This window comes from Hydrogenophaga sp. RAC07, from assembly GCF_001713375.1.
Taxonomy (GTDB): domain Bacteria; phylum Pseudomonadota; class Gammaproteobacteria; order Burkholderiales; family Burkholderiaceae_C; genus Hydrogenophaga.
Window position 1 is genome coordinate 674,311 of sequence record NZ_CP016449.1, and the last position, 16,116, is coordinate 690,426.

The window sequence follows — 16,116 nt, forward strand, 5'->3', positions numbered from 1 at the left end:
GTATCCCGGTGGAGCCCGCAGCAACCGCAACAGACTCCACCGTTGAACTGCCCATTGGAGAGACAGCCATGTCCAGCATCAACTACAGCGACAAGATCCCGAACAACGTCAACCTGAGCGAAGACCGCACCCTGCAGCGTGCGCTCGAAGGTTGGCAGCCCAACTTCATCAACTGGTGGGACGACGTCGGCCCCGAAGGTTCGACCGACCACGAGGTGTACCTGCGCACGGCCGTGAGCGTGGACCCGCAGGGCTGGGCCCAGTTCGGCCACGTGAAGATGCGCGACTACCGCTGGGGCATCTTCCTGAACCCGGGCGACGCCGAGCGCGAGATCCACTTCGGCGACCACAAGGGCGAGAAGGCCTGGCAGGACGTGCCCGGTGAACACCGCGCCAACCTGCGCCGCATCATCGTCACGCAAGGCGACACCGAGCCGGCGTCGGTGGAGCAGCAGCGCCACCTGGGCCTGACCGCGCCCAGCATGTACGACCTGCGCAACCTGTTCCAGATCAACGTGGAAGAAGGCCGCCACCTCTGGGCCATGGTCTACCTGCTGCACAAGCACTTTGGCCGCGATGGCCGCGAAGAAGCCGACGCGCTGCTGCAGCGCACCTCGGGCGATGCGGACAACCCACGCATCCTGGGTGCGTTCAACGAGAAGACGCCCGACTGGCTGGCCTTCTTCATGTTCACCTACTTCACCGACCGCGACGGCAAGTTCCAGTTGTCTGCCCTGGCCGAGAGTGCGTTCGATCCGCTGGCCCGCACGACCAAGTTCATGCTGACCGAAGAGGCGCACCACATGTTCGTGGGCGAGAGCGGCATCTCGCGCGTGTTGACCCGCACCGCGCAGGTGATGAACGAACTCAAGACCGACGATCCGGCGCTGATCCGCGCAGCCGGTTGCATCGACATCGGCACCATCCAGCGCTATTTGAACTTCCACTACAGCGTGACCATCGACCTGTTCGGCGCCGACCAGTCGAGCAACGCCGCCATCTTTTACAGCTCGGGTCTGAAGGGCCGCTTTGAAGAAGGCAAACGCGGCGACGACCACGTGCTCAAGGGCCAGACCTACAAGGTGCTGGAAGTGCACAACGGCCAGATCGTCGAGAAGGATGTGCCCATGCTCAACGCGCTCAACGAAGTGCTGCGCGACGACTACATCCGAGATTCGGTGGCCGGTGTGGGCCGCTGGAACCGTGTGCTGGAGAAAGCCGGCATCCCGAACCGCCTGGTGGCGCCGCACAAGGCTTTCAACCGCCAGATCGGCGCGCTGGCCGGCGTGAAGACCACGCCCGAAGGCAAGGTGATCAACGAGGCCGAATGGGCCGCCCGCAAGGACGAGTGGCTGCCGACGCCGGGTGACTTCGCGTTCGTGGCGTCGCTCATGGGCCGAGTGGTCGATCCGGGCAAGTTCGCCGGCTGGATCGCACCGCCGGTGATGGGTATCAACCGCCAGCCGGTTGACTTCGAATACGTTCGTTTCAACTGATGGATTTGCACCTTCCCCCTCTGGGGGAAGGCAGGGATGGGGCGGCGCAACTTCTGCGAGACTCCGCAGGCCCCCACCCAACCCTCCCCCCGAGGGGGAGGGCTCCAGGAGACACCCATGAACGCCCCAGCCGAACTTGCTGTCATCAAACAGCACCTGATCGACCCCGAAATCTGCATTCGCTGCAACACGTGTGAAGCGATCTGCCCGGTGCAGGCGATCACGCACGACAACGTCAACTACGTGGTCGATGCCGCGAAGTGCAACCTGTGCATGGACTGCATCTCGCCGTGCCCCACCGGTTCCATCGACAACTGGCGAACCATGCCGCTGGTGCGTGCGTACACGCCCGAAGAGCAGCTCACCTGGAACGAGCTGCCCGCCGAGCTGCCGCCGGAAGAGCTGGAGGGCCTGACCGATGCGGGCGCCGATGTGGCCGTGGCGCGCGCACCCGCCGCCGCGCCGGCCGTGGCCAAGGACCCGAGCGGTGCGGAGCTCTTCAATTCGTCGGCCTTCGGCTCGACCTTGCCGCCGTGGTCGGCCGCACATGCGTACACCAACCTCTACGGCCCCAAGGCCGCGCAGAAGACGGTCACCGCCACAGTGGTCGGCAACGTGCGTGTCACCGAGGTCGGCAAAACCGCCGGCAGCGACTACGACACGCACCACATCGTGCTGGATTTCGGCGCCATGCCGTTCCCGGTGCTGGAAGGCCAGAGCATCGGTGTGGTGCCGCCCGGCGTCGATGACATCGGCCGCACGCACCACGCACGCCAGTATTCGATCGCCAGCCCGCGCAACGGCGAGCGCCCGGGCTACAACAACCTGTCGCTGACCATCAAGCGTGTGCTGCAAGACCACGACGGTGAACCGGTGCGCGGCGTGGCCAGCAACTTCATGTGTGACCTCCAGGTGGGTGACAAGGTCGAGGTGATCGGGCCGTTCGGCGCCAGTTTCCTCATGCCCAACCACCCCAGGTCTAGCATCGTGATGATCTGCACCGGCACCGGCAGCGCGCCCATGCGCGCCATGACCGAGTGGCGTCGGCGACTTCGGGCATCGGGCAAGTTCGAAGGCGGCAAATTGATGCTGTTCTTCGGTGCGCGCTCGCAGGAAGAGCTGCCGTACTTCGGACCGCTGCAGAACCTGCCCAAGGACTTCATCGACACCAACTTCGCGTTCAGCCGCACGCCGGGCGCGCCCAAGCGTTATGTGCAGGACGCCATGCGCGAGCGTGCCGCCGACCTGGCTGTGCTGCTGCAGGACCCGAACACGTACTTCTATGTGTGTGGGTTGAAGAGCATGGAAGAGGGCGTGGTGCTGGCCTTGCGCGATGTGGCCCAGGGTGCCGGCCTGAACTGGGACACCATCGGCGCAGCGCTCAAACGCGAAGGTCGGCTGCACTTGGAGACCTATTGACTTACCTCGGGGTGCGCCGAGGCAGGGATTGGTCTGCCATAGCTGCAAACCGTGCGTGGTGAAGCGGGTACACACGTCCCGTGCGAAGGCGGGATGCCGTACATTGCTGCCTTCGTATGAACAACCCCCATCCCCCAGCCCCCACCCGCAGCCGACCCGCCATCGAGGTCGATGTGGTGATGCGGCGCGAGCCGGTGAGTGGCCCCATGAGCCGCTGGCAGCCCTTTCGCTGGGTGCTGGCCGACGTGTTGCTGCGCGGCAGCCCGGACGAGACCGAGGCCGAAGGGGTGGAGCACGACCACGAGCCGCAGGCGGTGGAGCCTGTGGACGCGGTCAGCGGTGAAGCCGACACCACCACCCACTGGCTGTTCCCGCGCTTTCGCGTGATGCTGTTTCGCGACGACGCCGAAGGCTATTTCCTCAACCTCAACAGCCCGAACCCGTGCTTCTGGGTGTTCTGGCGTGCCGACGAAGCCCGTCTGCTCGATGGCGAGCCCATGGCCGTGCCGCAAATCGTGACGCTCAGCTACCACGACGCCGGCCGCTGGCTCGACGCGCAGGAGCGCGTGGACCAGGTGCCCGCCGCGCCCGAGGTGGTGGACTGGTTGCGCGGCTTCGTGGACGCCACCTACCAGCCCGAACCCAAGCGCCGCCAGCGCCCGCAGAGTTTCCAGCCGCTGACCGACCGCTTCGGCCAGCCCGTGCGCATCAGCACCGACAAGCAGCGCGGTGGTGGCCAGGCGCCTGGACAGTGACCATGGCCACGAACGACGACGACAACTTTTTCTCGCGCTGGTCGCGCCGCAAGGTGCAGGTGCGCACCGGTGAGCCGCTGCCACCCGAGCCTCCGCCGCCGGTTGCGGTGATCGCGCCCGCCGCCGTGGCTGCCCCGATGGTTCCCCCGGCACCCGTGGTGGCTGAGCCGCCCGAGGCGCCCCCCGCCCTCACGCTCGATGACGTCGCCCGCCTCACGCCCGAGTCCGACTACTCGGCCTTCGTGGCGCGCAGCGTGTCGCCCGATGTGCGCAACGCCGCGGTGAAGAAGCTCTTCACCGACCCGCACTACAACATCATGGACGGGCTGGACATCTACATCGATGACTACTCCCAGCCCAGCCCGCTGTCGATGGCCGACATGGCCAAGATGGTGGGTGCGCAGTTCCTCAAACTGGTGGACGACCCGAACGAAGTGAAGCCGGCCGCCACCGTGAGCACAGAGCCACTCGAAGAACCCGCGGAGTTGCCCTCAGAGGTGGCCCAGGCCGCGCCAGAGGCCGAAGAAGCCTTGCCCGACGACAACAACGACACCACCGTCCCCGAGACACCGGACCCCCACGATGACCACGCTGATCTGCAATTGCAACCAGACCATGCTCCTGAACCCCAAGGTTCTGGGCGAGGCCCTGGATGAAGACCTGACCCTGCACACCACGCTGTGCCGCCGCGACGCCCCCGCCTTCCAGCGTGCGGCGCGCAGCAACGAGGACCTGGTGGTGGCCTGCACCCAGGAAAGCCGCCTCTTCACCGAACTCTCCGAACAGACCGAGGGCGCGGTGTCGCTGGACGTGCGGCCCATCAAGTTCGTCAACATCCGCGAAACCGGCGGCTGGGGCCGCGAGGGCCAGGACGCCACGCCCAAGATGGCCGCGCTGCTGGCCGCCGCCCGCCTGCCCGACGCCGAACCGGTGCCCACGGTCACGTACAAGAGCGCGGGTCGCCTGCTGATCATCGGCGCGTTGCAAGACGCCGAGCGCGTGGCAGACCTCGTGTCCGACACGCTGGAGGTCAGCCTGATGTCCACCGGCGGAACCGGCATGCAGACGCGCCGCTACCCGGTGATGGCGGGCACCGTCGGTGAAGTGCGCGGCTGGCTCGGCGCGTTCACGGTCGCCTGGACCACGAACAACCCGATCGACCTGGACCTCTGCACGCGTTGCAACGCGTGCGTGGCCGTCTGCCCCGAGGGTGCCATTGGTCTGGACTACCAGATCGACATGGACAAGTGCAAGAGCCACCGCGCCTGCGTGAAGGCCTGCGACGCGGTGGGCGCCATCAACTTCCAGCGCGACGCCCAGGAGCACAGCGAAACATTCGACATGGTGCTGGACCTGCGGACCTTGCCCGCGTTCTCACAGCACGCCCATCCCCAAGGCTATTTCCATCTGGCTTCCGGCATCGACAACGCCGCCGGCATGGCCACGGTGCTCAAACTGCGCGAACTGGTGGGCGAGTTCGAGAAGCCCAAGTTCTTCACCTACAAACAGAAACTCTGCGCGCACGGCCGCAACGAAACCGTGGGCTGCAACGCCTGCGTGGAAGTCTGTTCCGCGCTGGCCATCAGCAGCGAGATCAAGCGCAACCAGATCGTCGTCAACCCCAACCTCTGCGTGGGCTGCGGCGCCTGCACCACCGTGTGTCCCACCGGTGCGCTGTCGTATGCGTATCCGCGCGCCAGCGAGCAGGGCGTCAAGCTGCGCACCCTGCTGGCCACCTACGCCAAGGCGGGTGGCCAGAACGCCGCGCTGCTGTTGCACAGCCAGGAAGCCGGCTCGGCGCTGGTCAACGAACTCGGCCGCGTGGCGTCGATGAACAAGGCGTTTCGCGGCGTGCCCGCGCGCGTGATCCCGATGCCCCTGTGGCACACGGCATCCATCGGCCTCGACGTGTGGCTCTCGGCCTTTGCCTACGGCGCCTCGCAGGTCTGGGTGCTCATGACCGGCGAAGAAGCGCCGCAGTACCGCGAGGCGGTGCGCGAGCAGATGGCCGTGGCGCAAGCCCTGGTGCTGGGTCTGGGCTACAGCGGGCACCACTTCCGCCTGATTGAAGCCAACGACGTGCAGGCGCTCGACGCCGCCCTGGTCATCGCGCCTGCGCAGACGGTCAAGCGCCGCGCCACGTTTGCCATCCAGGCCGAGAAACGCGCCACGGTGGAACTCGCCATCGACCACCTGCTGCAGGACAGCGCCGCCCAACGCCCGGCCATGGAAGCCATCGCGCTGCCCGGCGCATCGTTGCTGGGCACCATCAACGTCAACAAGGACACCTGCACGCTGTGCCTGAGCTGCGTGAGCGCCTGCCCGGCCAGCGCCTTGCAGGACAACACCGAGCGCCCGCAATTGCGTTTCATCGAGAAGAACTGCGTGCAATGCGGCCTGTGCGCCAGCACGTGCCCGGAAGACGCCATCACGCTGCAACCGCGCCTGTTGATCGGCGAGCAGCGCAAGCAGTTGCGCGTGCTCAACGAGGCGCAGCCCTACCACTGCATCCGTTGCGCCAAACCCTTCGGCACGCTCAAGGGCATCGAGGTGATGCTGGGCAAACTCTCGGGGCACGCCATGTTCCAGGGCGAAGCGCTGGAGCGCCTGAAGATGTGCGGCGACTGCCGCGTGGTGGACCTGTACTCCAATCCGGGCGAGACCCGCATCACCGACCTGTGAAACCATTGATGCCATGAACAACAGCATTCCGATCACGTCCGCCCTGGACGAAGAAACTGCCCGCGCCGAGGTGTACGGCCTCCTGGCCGCGCTGTACTACGCACCACCCGCCAGCGAGCTGCTGGCCCAGCTGCGCGTGGCCGTGACCGAAGCACCCGCTGCCGGGGGGTTTCTGGAAGAGCCGTGGCGCGATGTGGTGGCCGCTGCGCGCGAGATGGACGACGCGGACTTGACCGCCGAGTACAACGCGCTCTTTGGCGGCGTGGGCAAGCCAGAGATCTATCTCTTCGGATCGCACTACCTGAGCGGTTTTCTGAACGAGAAGCCCCTGGCCGCGCTGCGCACCGACCTGGCTGCCCTGGGTCTCGGCCGCGACGACACCATGTCCGAAACCGAAGACCACGTGGCCTACCTCTGCGAAGTGATGCGCTACCTGATCGCGGGTGACGATGTGGAAGTGGCCAACCTCACGCAGCAGCAGAAGTTCTTCACCACCCACCTGCAGCCCTGGGTGACGCGCATGTGCGACGACATCGCTGCGCACCCCAAGGCCCGCTTCTACGCCACCTTGTCGGCGTTCACCCGCGCGTTCGTGGGTGTGGAGGCGCAAGGCTTCGACATGCTGGCCTGAGCCAGCGGTCCACGGCCGGTCAGTAGAGGTAAACGGCGCCGGTGCCGTCTCCGATGCCGCTGGCCGGACGGTGGTCGTTGACCGCACCCACCGCCATCGACTGGCCATCCAGCGACAGCGCCATGCTCTCACCGAACCGGGCGGATCCGGCGGGGCTGGATGCCTTGACGTAGCGGCTCTGCTGCCAGGCGCCGGCCTGGCGCCGGAACACGTAGGAGGCGCCGGCAGTGGAAATGCTGTCGTCGCCTTGAACCCCGTCCAGACCCGGGGCCGAACTGTCTTCGTCCGCTGCCGTGACGGCCAGTGTGCTGCCATCGTTGGAGAGCGCCACCGAATGGCCGAACCAGTCGGCAGGCCCGGTGTTGGAGGCCTTGACGTAGGCCTGCTGTTGCCATGCACCGCCATTGCGCGCAAAGACATAGGCGGCGCCGCTCCTGGGGCTTCCTGCCCCGTCCGGGCCGTTCACGCCGGAGCTCTCACCGTCTTCCAGAGGTGCGCCGACGGCGATGGTCTGTCCATCGCCCGAGATGGCCACCGACCAGCCAAAGTTGTCGCCATCTTCGGCGTTGGAAGCCATCAGCTGCGTTGTGGACGACTGCCAGACCCCCAGCGTGCGCTCATGGACATCGACCGCGCCCGAGGTGCCGACACCGGTGTCGGCGCTCGGTCGTCCGATCACCAGGGTGTTGCCATCGCCTGAGAGGGCGTATGAGAACCCGTCGAACGCCCCGCTGGCCGGAAAGGCGGCTTGTGAGGTCCACTGGCCGCTGTCGCGCCCGAAGACCAGCGCGGTGTAGTCACCGTCCACCCGACCCACGACCAGGGTGTTGCCATCGGCGGACAGGGCCAGGGCGCCTCCGAAGCGGCGCGGATGGTCCAGCACGGTCCAGGGAAATGGATCGACCTGGAACCACGTCTGGACCCACTGGCCCCCCATGAAGTCGAAGCTGTGGACAGCGCCTCTCCCGTTGGCGTGGCCACTGGCACCCACCACCAGCCGTTGACCGTCGGACGACAAGGCCAGTGCCACGCCGAAGCGGTCGTCCGTGGCGGGCGTGGGAGCCTTCACCATCGCCTGCGCCACCCATCCCGTGGGGCTGCGGTTGAACAGGTACACCGCCCCGCTGTCGGTGACCTGCTGGTCATCGCCGGGCGCCCCCACCGCCAGGGTGCCGCCGTTGGCGGACAAGGCCACAGCGATGCCCATCTCGTCCCCGACGGCCGTCCCCTGGAAATGCCCCACGGCGCTGTTCAACAGGGCGGTCTGGATATCCGCGGTGGCCGCGTCGATGCAGCCGGCAGCATTGCAGGCCTGCAGGATGTAGCGGGCGTTGACCTGATCGGGCAGGAAGACGTTGAGGTCGTGCTGCGTGGAGTTGGCAGACAGCGTGGCCACAGGCTCGCGCGCCGCCGACGCATCGGTTTGCACGAACAGCCGGTAGCTGGTCGCCTGGTCGGTGACGGTCCAGCTGAACCGCAGGGTCTTGATGTCCTGCATGGCCACGTTCAGGACCGGCGTGGGTGGGGGCGTGCTGCTGTCGCCATCACCGCCGCCGCAGCCTGTGAGCGTGAAGGCGGCAAACAACAGGGGCGGCAGCGGGAGGACGCGCAGGCAGCGCGAGAGGTGAAGAAAGGTGGTCACGTCGGGTTTCCACATGGGCTGAAAGACCCAGTGATTGCAGCCCATGCCCCCGGCGCTGCCTATAACCCCCCGGCAGTATTTGTGCCCCGGTTCAGAGGCCGCCTGGCCGCCCGTCGTTGGTCGCCGTGGCCGATGGCGCCTGAGGGTCCGTCAGCAGTTGCACGGTGAACACCGCGCCGCTGCCGTCCAGCCGGTTGGTCGCCGAGATGCTGCCGCCGTAGCGCTCCACCAGGCCCTGGCTGATCCACAGGCCCAGGCCATTGCCGTCGTTCTTCGTCGTGAAGAACGGACGGAACAAACGCTCTTGCGCTTCAGCGCTCAGACCGTGCCCGGCGTCTTCCACGCGCAAGAGCGCGCCGCCCGCGTGCACGCCATGCGGACCCTCGGGCACCCAGTCCTGCGTCACCAGCCGCAACACGCCGCCTTGCGGCATGGCCTGGATCGCGTTGATCAACAGGTTGATGATCACCTGCTGCAGCTCCTGCCGGTTGCAGCCCACGCGGCGTGTGCTTCGCAGCTCGCGCCGAACCTCGATCTGCGTCTGCGACATCAGATGCCCCACCAGCACCAGGCAGTCGTTGACCGTGCGGTTGAGGTCCAGCGACTCCACATAACCCGCGTACTCGGTGGGCCGTGCGTACTGCAGCAACTGCGTGACGATCAGACGCATGCGCTCCACCTGTTCGTCCAGCAGCTGCAGCTCGCCGCGCACCGGCTGCGCGTGCGTGCCCAGGGTCTCGCGCATCAGGTCGAGGTTGCCCTGCATCACCGCGATCGGGTTGTTGATCTCGTGCGCGATGCTGGCCGTGAGCTGGCCGATGGCCGCGAGCTTTTCGCTTTTGACCAGTTGCAGCTGGGCCATCTGCAGCGAAGCGTTGCTCGCCTCCAGCTCTTGCGTTCTTTCGGCCACTTTGTGGTCGAGCTCTTCGCCCCAGCGCTGCAGCGCGGCGGTCTTGTCGTCGATCACGTCCAGCAGTTCGTCGAGGTGGCCGGCCAGCGCGCCGAGTTCGTCGCGCGCCTCAAGCTCACCCACACGCGAGGTGCTGTGGCCTTCTTCCACCAGCTGCATGGTGCGGTTCATGCGCTGCACCGGCTGGAAGATGCTGCGCGCCCAGCGGATCGAGAGCACGGCCGACAGCAAGGTGACCAGCAGGAAGATGAGACCGAGCGCCGCCATCATGGCGTAGCGAACCAGCCGAAACGGCGCTTCGGTGAAGCCCACGTAGAGCATGCCGATGCGCGCGCCGGTGGCGTCCTGCAGCGGCTCGTAGGCCGACACGTACCAGTCGTTCACCACAAAGGCGCGGTCCAGCCAGGTGTTGCCGCGGCCCAGCACCGCGTCGCGCACCGCTTGCGACACGCGGGTGCCGATGGCGCGCTGGTCCTGGAACAGGCGCACGTTGGTGGTGATGCGCACATCGTCCATGAACAGCGTGGCCGTGCCCTGGCTGCCGAAGGGCAGGGCACCCTCGGGGTAGACGATGCGGTTGATGTGGTCGATGAAGTCGAGGTTCTGGTTGAGCAGCAGGCCGCCCGCGAGCACCGCGATGGTCCGACCCTTGGCATCGAGCACGGGGTGGGTGGACAGCATCACCATGGCGCGATGCTCGGCCTCGCGCGTGGCGGGGGCGGCGTTGCGCGTGGCCACCAGAGGTATGCGCAGGCGCGGCGACAGGTGGGGTGCGAATGCGTCGAGGGCTTCCGGTTCGAGCAGCAGCAGCCGGGCCTGCGCGCTGGTGCGGCCAGGCTGCACGGCTGTGCCGAGCGCAGCAGGCATGGGAGGGATGTGTGAAGTGGCGTCGGCGCGGCTGAGTCCCGTGGGCACGGCGCGCGCCAGCGCCTGGCCTTGTGCGTTGTAGAGCAGCAGGAAGTCGAGGCCGAGCCGCTCGCGCGCCAGGGCAAGCTGTTCGTTCAGAGCATTGCGGTCGCTGTTGGTGGGCGCAAGCGCGGCGTAAAGCGCTTGCGAGCCGGCCACGCCCAGCGTGCCCGAGCCCACCTCGCTCAACACCTGCTCGAAGTAGCCGTGCGCCACCGCGAGGTCGCTGCGCACCTTGGTGATCAGCAAGCGATCGTAGGCCGCGTTGCCCCACAGCACCAGCACCAGCGCCATGAGCGGAAACGCCACCAGCAGCGGCAGCAAGGCCATGGCCAGCAGCTTGTTGCGGACCGAGCCGGCCAGCCAGTTGGGGGTACGCCAGACCGTCATTGGAGGCGGCGTGACCCAGTCCAGAGATGCCGCGGAACCGGCTTTGCCGGGCCGCAGGCATCGCCCCCTTGAGGGGGTCGCGCGAAGCGCGGCGGGGGTGCCTTCACAAAGTGCTCCACTCCGCCACTCGGCGCTCGAGTGTTCGTCTGGAGACGCCCAGCAATTGCGCGGCGCGTGTCTTGTCGCCCTGCACCGAGTCGAGCACGGTGAGGATGTGCAGCTTCTCCATGGCGTGCAGGTCGGTCGGCATGGCGGGCGCCGTCGCGTTGTCCGGTGCCTTGTTCACCCCGGGGTACAGGGCCGACACGTTGAGCGCCCCCAGGATCAGCGAGCGTTCGATCAGGTTGCGCAGTTCGCGCACATTGCCCGGCCAGTCGTACTGCGCCAGAAAGTCCATTTCCTGGTCGCTGATGGTCAGCGGCTCCACGCCCAGCGAAGGCGCGAGCTGCGCCATGAAGTGCGCCACCAGCTCGGGGATGTCCTGTTTGTGCGCGCGCAGCGGTGCGAGGTTCAGCTCGACCACCTGCAGGCGGAAAAACAGGTCCTTGCGGAAGCGGCCCGCCTCCACCTCGGCGCTGAGCTGGCGGTTGGTCGCCGCGATGATGCGCAGGTTCAGCGGCACCAACTGTTCGCTGCCCACGGGGCGGATCTTCAGGTCTTCGATCGCGCGCAGCAGCGTGGCCTGGATCGGCAGTGGCAACTCGGCGATCTCGTCCAGGAACAGCGTGCCGCCCTGGGCGTAGTGAAACAGGCCATCGCGCGCGCGGCTGGCGCCGGTGAACGCACCTTTGGCGTGCCCGAAGAGTTCACTCTCGATCAATTCGGGCGACACCGCCGCGCAGTTGACCGGCACAAACGGACCGCTGGCGCGGCTGCCCTGGGCGTGCAGTTCGCGCGCCACCAGTTCCTTGCCTGTGCCCGATTCCCCTTGAAGCAACACGGTGCTGTTGACCGGAGCCACCCGCGCGATGGAGGCGCGCAGGTTCACCAGGTCTTGCGAGTTGCCCACCAGTGCCGTGCCACGCCCCGGAGGCTGCGCCACGGCGCGGCGCAGCACAAAGTTTTCACGCCGCAGACGCGAACGCTCGTAGCAATGCTTCACCGCATTCAGGATCTGCGGCACACGAAACGGTTTGAGGATGAAGTCGGACGCGCCCGCGCGCAGCGCTTCAATGGCGGTGTCGAGGTCGGCAAACGCGGTGATCAGGATCACCTCGCCGGTGAAGCCCTGTTCGCGCAGCTCCTTGAGCCAGACCACGCCGCTCTTGCCGGGCAGCGAGATGTCCAGGATGACCAGGTCCACATGGTGGCCACGCAGCCACTGCGCGCCGTCTTCGGCACTGGTGGCGCTCATCACGAAGTGGCAGCGCGGTGCCAGCGTCTTCACCAGGAAGTTCAGCATGCCCTGTTCGTCGTCGACGATCAGGATGGACCAGTCGGGCCAGCCTTCCAGGGTTCGTTCGGGCCCGGAGGGCAGAAGTGAGGTGTCCACCCGCCCGGATTCTACGGAGGAGCCCTACAAAAACAGTGGGGTATTGGCGCAAACCCCACGATGGTGCGGGGTGTTGACGCGCGTGAACAGGCGTGGTGCGTGCGACAAATTGTCGCGTCGACGTGCGACACCTTGTCCGGTGTTGTAGCGCTTCAGCACCGTCGGCATGCGGGTAATCCCGAAGCGGGCGGTGCGAGCTTCCGCGGGATTGTGAGTGTGCTCAGGGTGTGCTGGCCGGTGGGCGCCAAACGGGCCTGATGCGACACCGATACCTTTGGCTTATGGCACGCTTCTGGCTATCAAAAGCGCAGCAAGGTCCGATGCTGCAATGCCGCAAGAAGAGCGCTTGGCTTGCAACGCTGCAATCACCGTTTGCTACGTATGAACCACCTTGCAACCCATTCCGGCTGGGGTTAGATTCCACGTATGCAAAAGGTCCGCACGTTGTGTTGGCGGGCCCATTTCAACCTGGAGATCTGCATGACCAAGCCCTCCCGCCCGACCGCAGGTGCTGAACGCTCCGGCCTGAATCGACGCACGCTGTTCGCCGGTGCGTCCACGGTCGGCGCACTCGCCGCGGCAGCTGCCCTGATCCCACGCGCGCCGGTTGAAGAGACCGCCGCCATCGAGGCCAAACCCGCGCCCACCAAGGGTGGCGGCTACAGCCTCAGCGACCACGTCAAACAGTATTACCAGACCACCCGCATCTGAGCGGACGGCTGTCCCTTGAATCCCCACGTTCTCGTTCGTTCGCTGCCCCGCACCGGGGCGCAAGCCGTCCCCCACGCGGCTTCCCAGGAGGCAAAACCATGCTGCTGACCAAAAAATCATCCTCCACGGGTGGACACGCATCCCGCGTGCATTCCACCTTCGTCCACAACCTCCAGCGCGGCCTGTCTTCGGCCCTGCCCACCATGGACCGCCGCGCGTTTCTGCGCCGCTCCGGCATGGGCGTGGGTGTCGGTCTGGCCGCTTCGCAGCTCGTGCTGGTGAAGAAGGCCAAGGCCGCTGAAGGCAAGTCGATCGACGGCACCGGCAAGATCGAAGTCAAGCGCACCATCTGCACGCACTGCTCGGTGGGCTGCGCCACCGACGCGATTGTGGAAAACGGCGTCTGGGTGCGCCAGGAGCCGGTGTTCGACTCCCCCATCAACCTCGGCGCCCATTGCGCCAAGGGTGCGGCCCTGCGCGAGCACGGCCACGGCGAGTACCGCCTGCGTTACCCCATGAAGCTGGTCAACGGCAAGTACGAGCGCATCAGCTGGGACGTGGCGCTGAACGAAATCACCGCCAAGATGAAAGAGCTGCGCGAGGCCAGCGGCCCCGACTCGGTGTACTTCGTCGGTTCCTCCAAGCACAACAACGAGCAGGCGTACCTGCTGCGCAAGTTCGTGAGCTTCTGGGGCACCAACAACTGCGACCACCAGGCCCGCATCTGCCACTCCACCACGGTGGCCGGTGTTGCGAACACCTGGGGCTACGGCGCCATGACCAATTCGTACAACGACATGCAGAACAGCAAGTGCGCGTTGTACATCGGTTCGAACGCTGCGGAAGCGCACCCGGTGTCCATGCTGCACATGCTGCACGCCAAGGAAAACGGCTGCAAGATGATCGTGGTGGATCCACGCTTCACCCGCACCGCGGCCAAGGCCGACGAATTCGTGCGCATCCGCTCCGGCACCGACATTCCTTTCCTCTTCGGCATCCTGTACCACGTCTTCGCCAACGGCTGGGAAGACAAGAAGTACATCAACGACCGTGTTTACGGCATGGAGGCTGTGAAGGCCGACGTGATGGCCAAGTGGAACCCCGCAGCGGTTGAAGAAGCTTGCGGTGTGGGCGAAGCCCAGATGTTCAAGGTGGCGAAGATGCTGGCAGAGGCCAAGCCCGCCACCATCGTGTGGTGCATGGGCCAGACCCAGCACACCATCGGCAACGCCATGGTGCGCGCCACCTGCATCCTGCAACTGGCCCTGGGCAACGTGGGCAAGAGCGGTGGCGGTACCAACATCTTCCGCGGCCACGACAACGTGCAGGGCGCCACCGACGTGGGCCCGAACCCCGATTCGCTGCCTGGCTACTACGGCCTGGCCGCCGGCTCCTGGAAGCACTTCGCTGCCACCTGGGGCGTGGACTACGACTGGATCAAGTCGAAGTACGCCGACGGCATGATGGAGAAGCCTGGCATCACCGTGTCGCGCTGGATCGACGGCGTGCTGGAGAACAACGAACTGATCGACCAGGGCCCGAACCTGCGCGGCGTGTTCTTCTGGGGCCACGCGCCCAACTCGCAGACCCGCGGTCTGGAGATGAAGCGCGCGATGGACAAGCTCGACCTGCTGGTGGTGGTGGACCCGTACCCATCGGCCACCGCGTCGATGGCGGCCATGCCCGGCAAGCCCGAAGACCAGAACCCCAACCGCGCGGTGTACTTGCTGCCGGCCGCCACGCAGTTCGAAACCAGCGGTTCGTGCACCGCGTCGAACCGTTCGCTGCAGTGGCGCGAGAAGGTCATCGAGCCGCTGTGGGAGAGCCGCAGCGATCACATGATCATGCACCAGTTCGCTGAAAAACTCGGCTTCGCCAAAGAGCTCAGCAAGAACTACAAGATGCAGCAGGTCAAGGGCATGGACGAGCCCGTGCCCGAGGACATCCTGCGCGAGATCAACAAGTCGGTCTGGACCATCGGCTACACCGGTCAGAGCCCGGAGCGCCTGAAGGCCCACATGCGCAACATGAACGCCTTCGACGTGAAGACGCTCAAGGCCAAGGGCAAGGTTGTCGACAAGGAAACCGGCTACGACATGACCGGCGACTATTTCGGTCTGCCATGGCCTTGCTACGGCACGCCCGAGATCAAGCACCCTGGCTCGCCCAACCTGTACGACACCTCCAAGCACGTGATGGACGGCGGCGGCAACTTCCGCGCCAACTTCGGTGTGGAACGCGAAGGCAAGAGCTTGCTGGCGGAAGACGGGTCGTACTCGGTCGGTTCCGAGATCACCACCGGTTACCCCGAGTTCGACCACGTGCTGCTGAAGAAGCTGGGCTGGTGGGCCGACCTGAGCGAGGCCGAGCAGAAGGCCGCTGAAGGCAAGAACTGGAAGACCGACCCGACCGGCGCCATCATCCGCGTGTCCATGGCCCACGGATGCCACCCGTTCGGCAACGCCAAGGCCCGCGCCGTGGTGTGGAACTTCCCCGATGGCATTCCGCAGCATCGCGAGCCGCTCTACGGCATTCGCCCTGACATGGTGGCCAAGTACCCCAGCCACGACGACCAGAAGAGCCGCTGGCGCATGCCGGTGCTCTACAAGTCGCTGCAGACCAAGAACATCGAAGAGAAGATGCACGAGAAATTCCCGCTCATCATGACCTCGGGCCGTCTGGTCGAGTACGAGGGTGGCGGCGAGGAAACCCGCTCCAACCCCTGGCTGGCCGAGCTGCAGCAGGAAATGTTCGTCGAGCTCAACCCGGCCACTGCGGCTGCGCGCGGCATCCGCAACGGCGAACGTGTCTGGGTGAGCAGCCCGACCGGCGCGCGCATCAACGTGCAGGCACTGGTGACACCGCGGGTGGGCGAGGACACCGTGTTCCTGCCGTTCCACTTCTCCGGCCGCTGGCAAGGCGAAGACATGAAGCCTTACTACCCCGACGGCGCGATGCCGGTGGTGCGAGGTGAGGCGGTCAACACGGCCACCACCTACGGCTACGACATCGTCACGATGATGCAGGAAACCAAGACCACGATCTGCAATGTGGAGCGTGCGTAAGCACCCGCCCCGCTGCA

11 protein-coding genes are annotated in these 16,116 nt (G+C 66.1%); 8 read left to right on the top strand and 3 right to left on the bottom strand.

All coding sequences use genetic code 11. The features are described from left to right. Positions 1-68: 68 nt before the first annotated feature. The 6 genes from boxB (at position 69) to BSY239_RS03200 (ending at position 6,983) form a co-directional block, all read left to right on the top strand. Positions 69-1,496, top strand: a complete 1,428-nt coding sequence (gene boxB / locus BSY239_RS03175) for a benzoyl-CoA 2,3-epoxidase subunit BoxB (RefSeq protein ID WP_069045566.1) — start codon at positions 69-71, stop codon at positions 1,494-1,496. A gap of 117 nt (positions 1,497-1,613) precedes the next feature. Continuing rightward, positions 1,614-2,915 (top strand): benzoyl-CoA 2,3-epoxidase subunit BoxA, encoded by a 1,302-nt coding sequence (boxA, locus tag BSY239_RS03180; RefSeq protein WP_069045567.1) that lies wholly within the window; start codon positions 1,614-1,616, stop codon positions 2,913-2,915. Positions 2,916-3,031: 116 nt separating this feature from the next. After that, positions 3,032-3,670, top strand: a complete 639-nt coding sequence (locus BSY239_RS03185; RefSeq protein ID WP_069045568.1) for a DUF3305 domain-containing protein — start codon at positions 3,032-3,034, stop codon at positions 3,668-3,670. Between the two features lie 2 nt (positions 3,671-3,672). Continuing rightward, positions 3,673-4,326: a DUF3306 domain-containing protein gene (locus BSY239_RS03190; protein WP_069045569.1), complete on the top strand. Its 654-nt coding sequence runs from the start codon at positions 3,673-3,675 to the stop codon at positions 4,324-4,326. Further along, positions 4,253-6,352 carry a 4Fe-4S binding protein gene (locus tag BSY239_RS03195; protein WP_236944128.1) on the top strand — a complete coding sequence of 700 codons (2,100 nt, stop codon included), beginning with the start codon at positions 4,253-4,255 and terminating at the stop codon, positions 6,350-6,352. Before BSY239_RS03190 ends, BSY239_RS03195 begins: the two co-directional genes overlap by 74 nt. 13 nt (positions 6,353-6,365) lie before the next feature. Beyond that, a complete protein-coding gene (locus BSY239_RS03200) occupies positions 6,366-6,983 on the top strand; it encodes a TorD/DmsD family molecular chaperone (RefSeq protein WP_069045571.1) in 618 nt (205 codons plus the stop codon). Positions 6,984-7,002: 19 nt separating this feature from the next. On the opposite strand, the gene BSY239_RS03205 is transcribed toward BSY239_RS03200, so the two are convergent. The 3 genes from BSY239_RS03205 to BSY239_RS03215 all read right to left on the bottom strand — a co-directional run bounded on the left by BSY239_RS03205 (position 7,003) and on the right by BSY239_RS03215 (position 12,323). Continuing rightward, positions 7,003-8,625, bottom strand: coding sequence for a WD40 repeat domain-containing protein (locus BSY239_RS03205; protein WP_172823064.1), 1,623 nt, complete (start codon positions 8,623-8,625; stop codon positions 7,003-7,005). Positions 8,626-8,716: 91 nt separating this feature from the next. After that, the gene (locus BSY239_RS03210) at positions 8,717-10,831 is read right to left on the bottom strand and encodes a sensor histidine kinase (RefSeq protein ID WP_069045573.1); all 2,115 of its coding nucleotides are present in this window, start codon (positions 10,829-10,831) and stop codon (positions 8,717-8,719) included. 103 nt (positions 10,832-10,934) lie between these two features. Continuing rightward, on the bottom strand, positions 10,935-12,323 hold the full coding sequence (locus tag BSY239_RS03215) for a sigma-54-dependent transcriptional regulator (RefSeq protein ID WP_083239779.1): 1,389 nt from the start codon (positions 12,321-12,323) through the stop codon (positions 10,935-10,937). Positions 12,324-12,803: 480 nt separating this feature from the next. Between BSY239_RS03215 and BSY239_RS03220 the strand changes: the two genes are divergently transcribed. Together BSY239_RS03220 and BSY239_RS03225 are read left to right on the top strand one after the other, a co-directional pair. Continuing rightward, positions 12,804-13,034, top strand: coding sequence for a formate dehydrogenase (locus tag BSY239_RS03220; RefSeq protein ID WP_069048741.1), 231 nt, complete (start codon positions 12,804-12,806; stop codon positions 13,032-13,034). Positions 13,035-13,132: 98 nt separating this feature from the next. Beyond that, complete coding sequence (locus BSY239_RS03225) at positions 13,133-16,099, top strand: formate dehydrogenase subunit alpha (RefSeq protein WP_069045574.1); 2,967 nt, start codon at positions 13,133-13,135, stop codon at positions 16,097-16,099. Positions 16,100-16,116: the final 17 nt, after the last annotated feature.

Excerpts from the sequence above, each read along its gene's own strand:
- boxB (WP_069045566.1), top strand. The coding sequence starts at position 69 with ATGTCCAGCATCAACTACAGCGACAAGATCCCGAACAACGTCAACCTG.
- boxA (WP_069045567.1), top strand. The coding sequence starts at position 1,614 with ATGAACGCCCCAGCCGAACTTGCTGTCATCAAACAGCACCTGATCGAC.
- BSY239_RS03185 (WP_069045568.1), top strand. The coding sequence starts at position 3,032 with ATGAACAACCCCCATCCCCCAGCCCCCACCCGCAGCCGACCCGCCATC.
- BSY239_RS03190 (WP_069045569.1), top strand. The coding sequence starts at position 3,673 with ATGGCCACGAACGACGACGACAACTTTTTCTCGCGCTGGTCGCGCCGC.
- BSY239_RS03195 (WP_236944128.1), top strand. The coding sequence starts at position 4,253 with ATGACCACGCTGATCTGCAATTGCAACCAGACCATGCTCCTGAACCCC.
- BSY239_RS03200 (WP_069045571.1), top strand. The coding sequence starts at position 6,366 with ATGAACAACAGCATTCCGATCACGTCCGCCCTGGACGAAGAAACTGCC.
- BSY239_RS03210 (WP_069045573.1), bottom strand. The coding sequence starts at position 10,831 with ATGACGGTCTGGCGTACCCCCAACTGGCTGGCCGGCTCGGTCCGCAAC.
- BSY239_RS03220 (WP_069048741.1), top strand. The coding sequence starts at position 12,804 with ATGACCAAGCCCTCCCGCCCGACCGCAGGTGCTGAACGCTCCGGCCTG.
- BSY239_RS03225 (WP_069045574.1), top strand. The coding sequence starts at position 13,133 with ATGCTGCTGACCAAAAAATCATCCTCCACGGGTGGACACGCATCCCGC.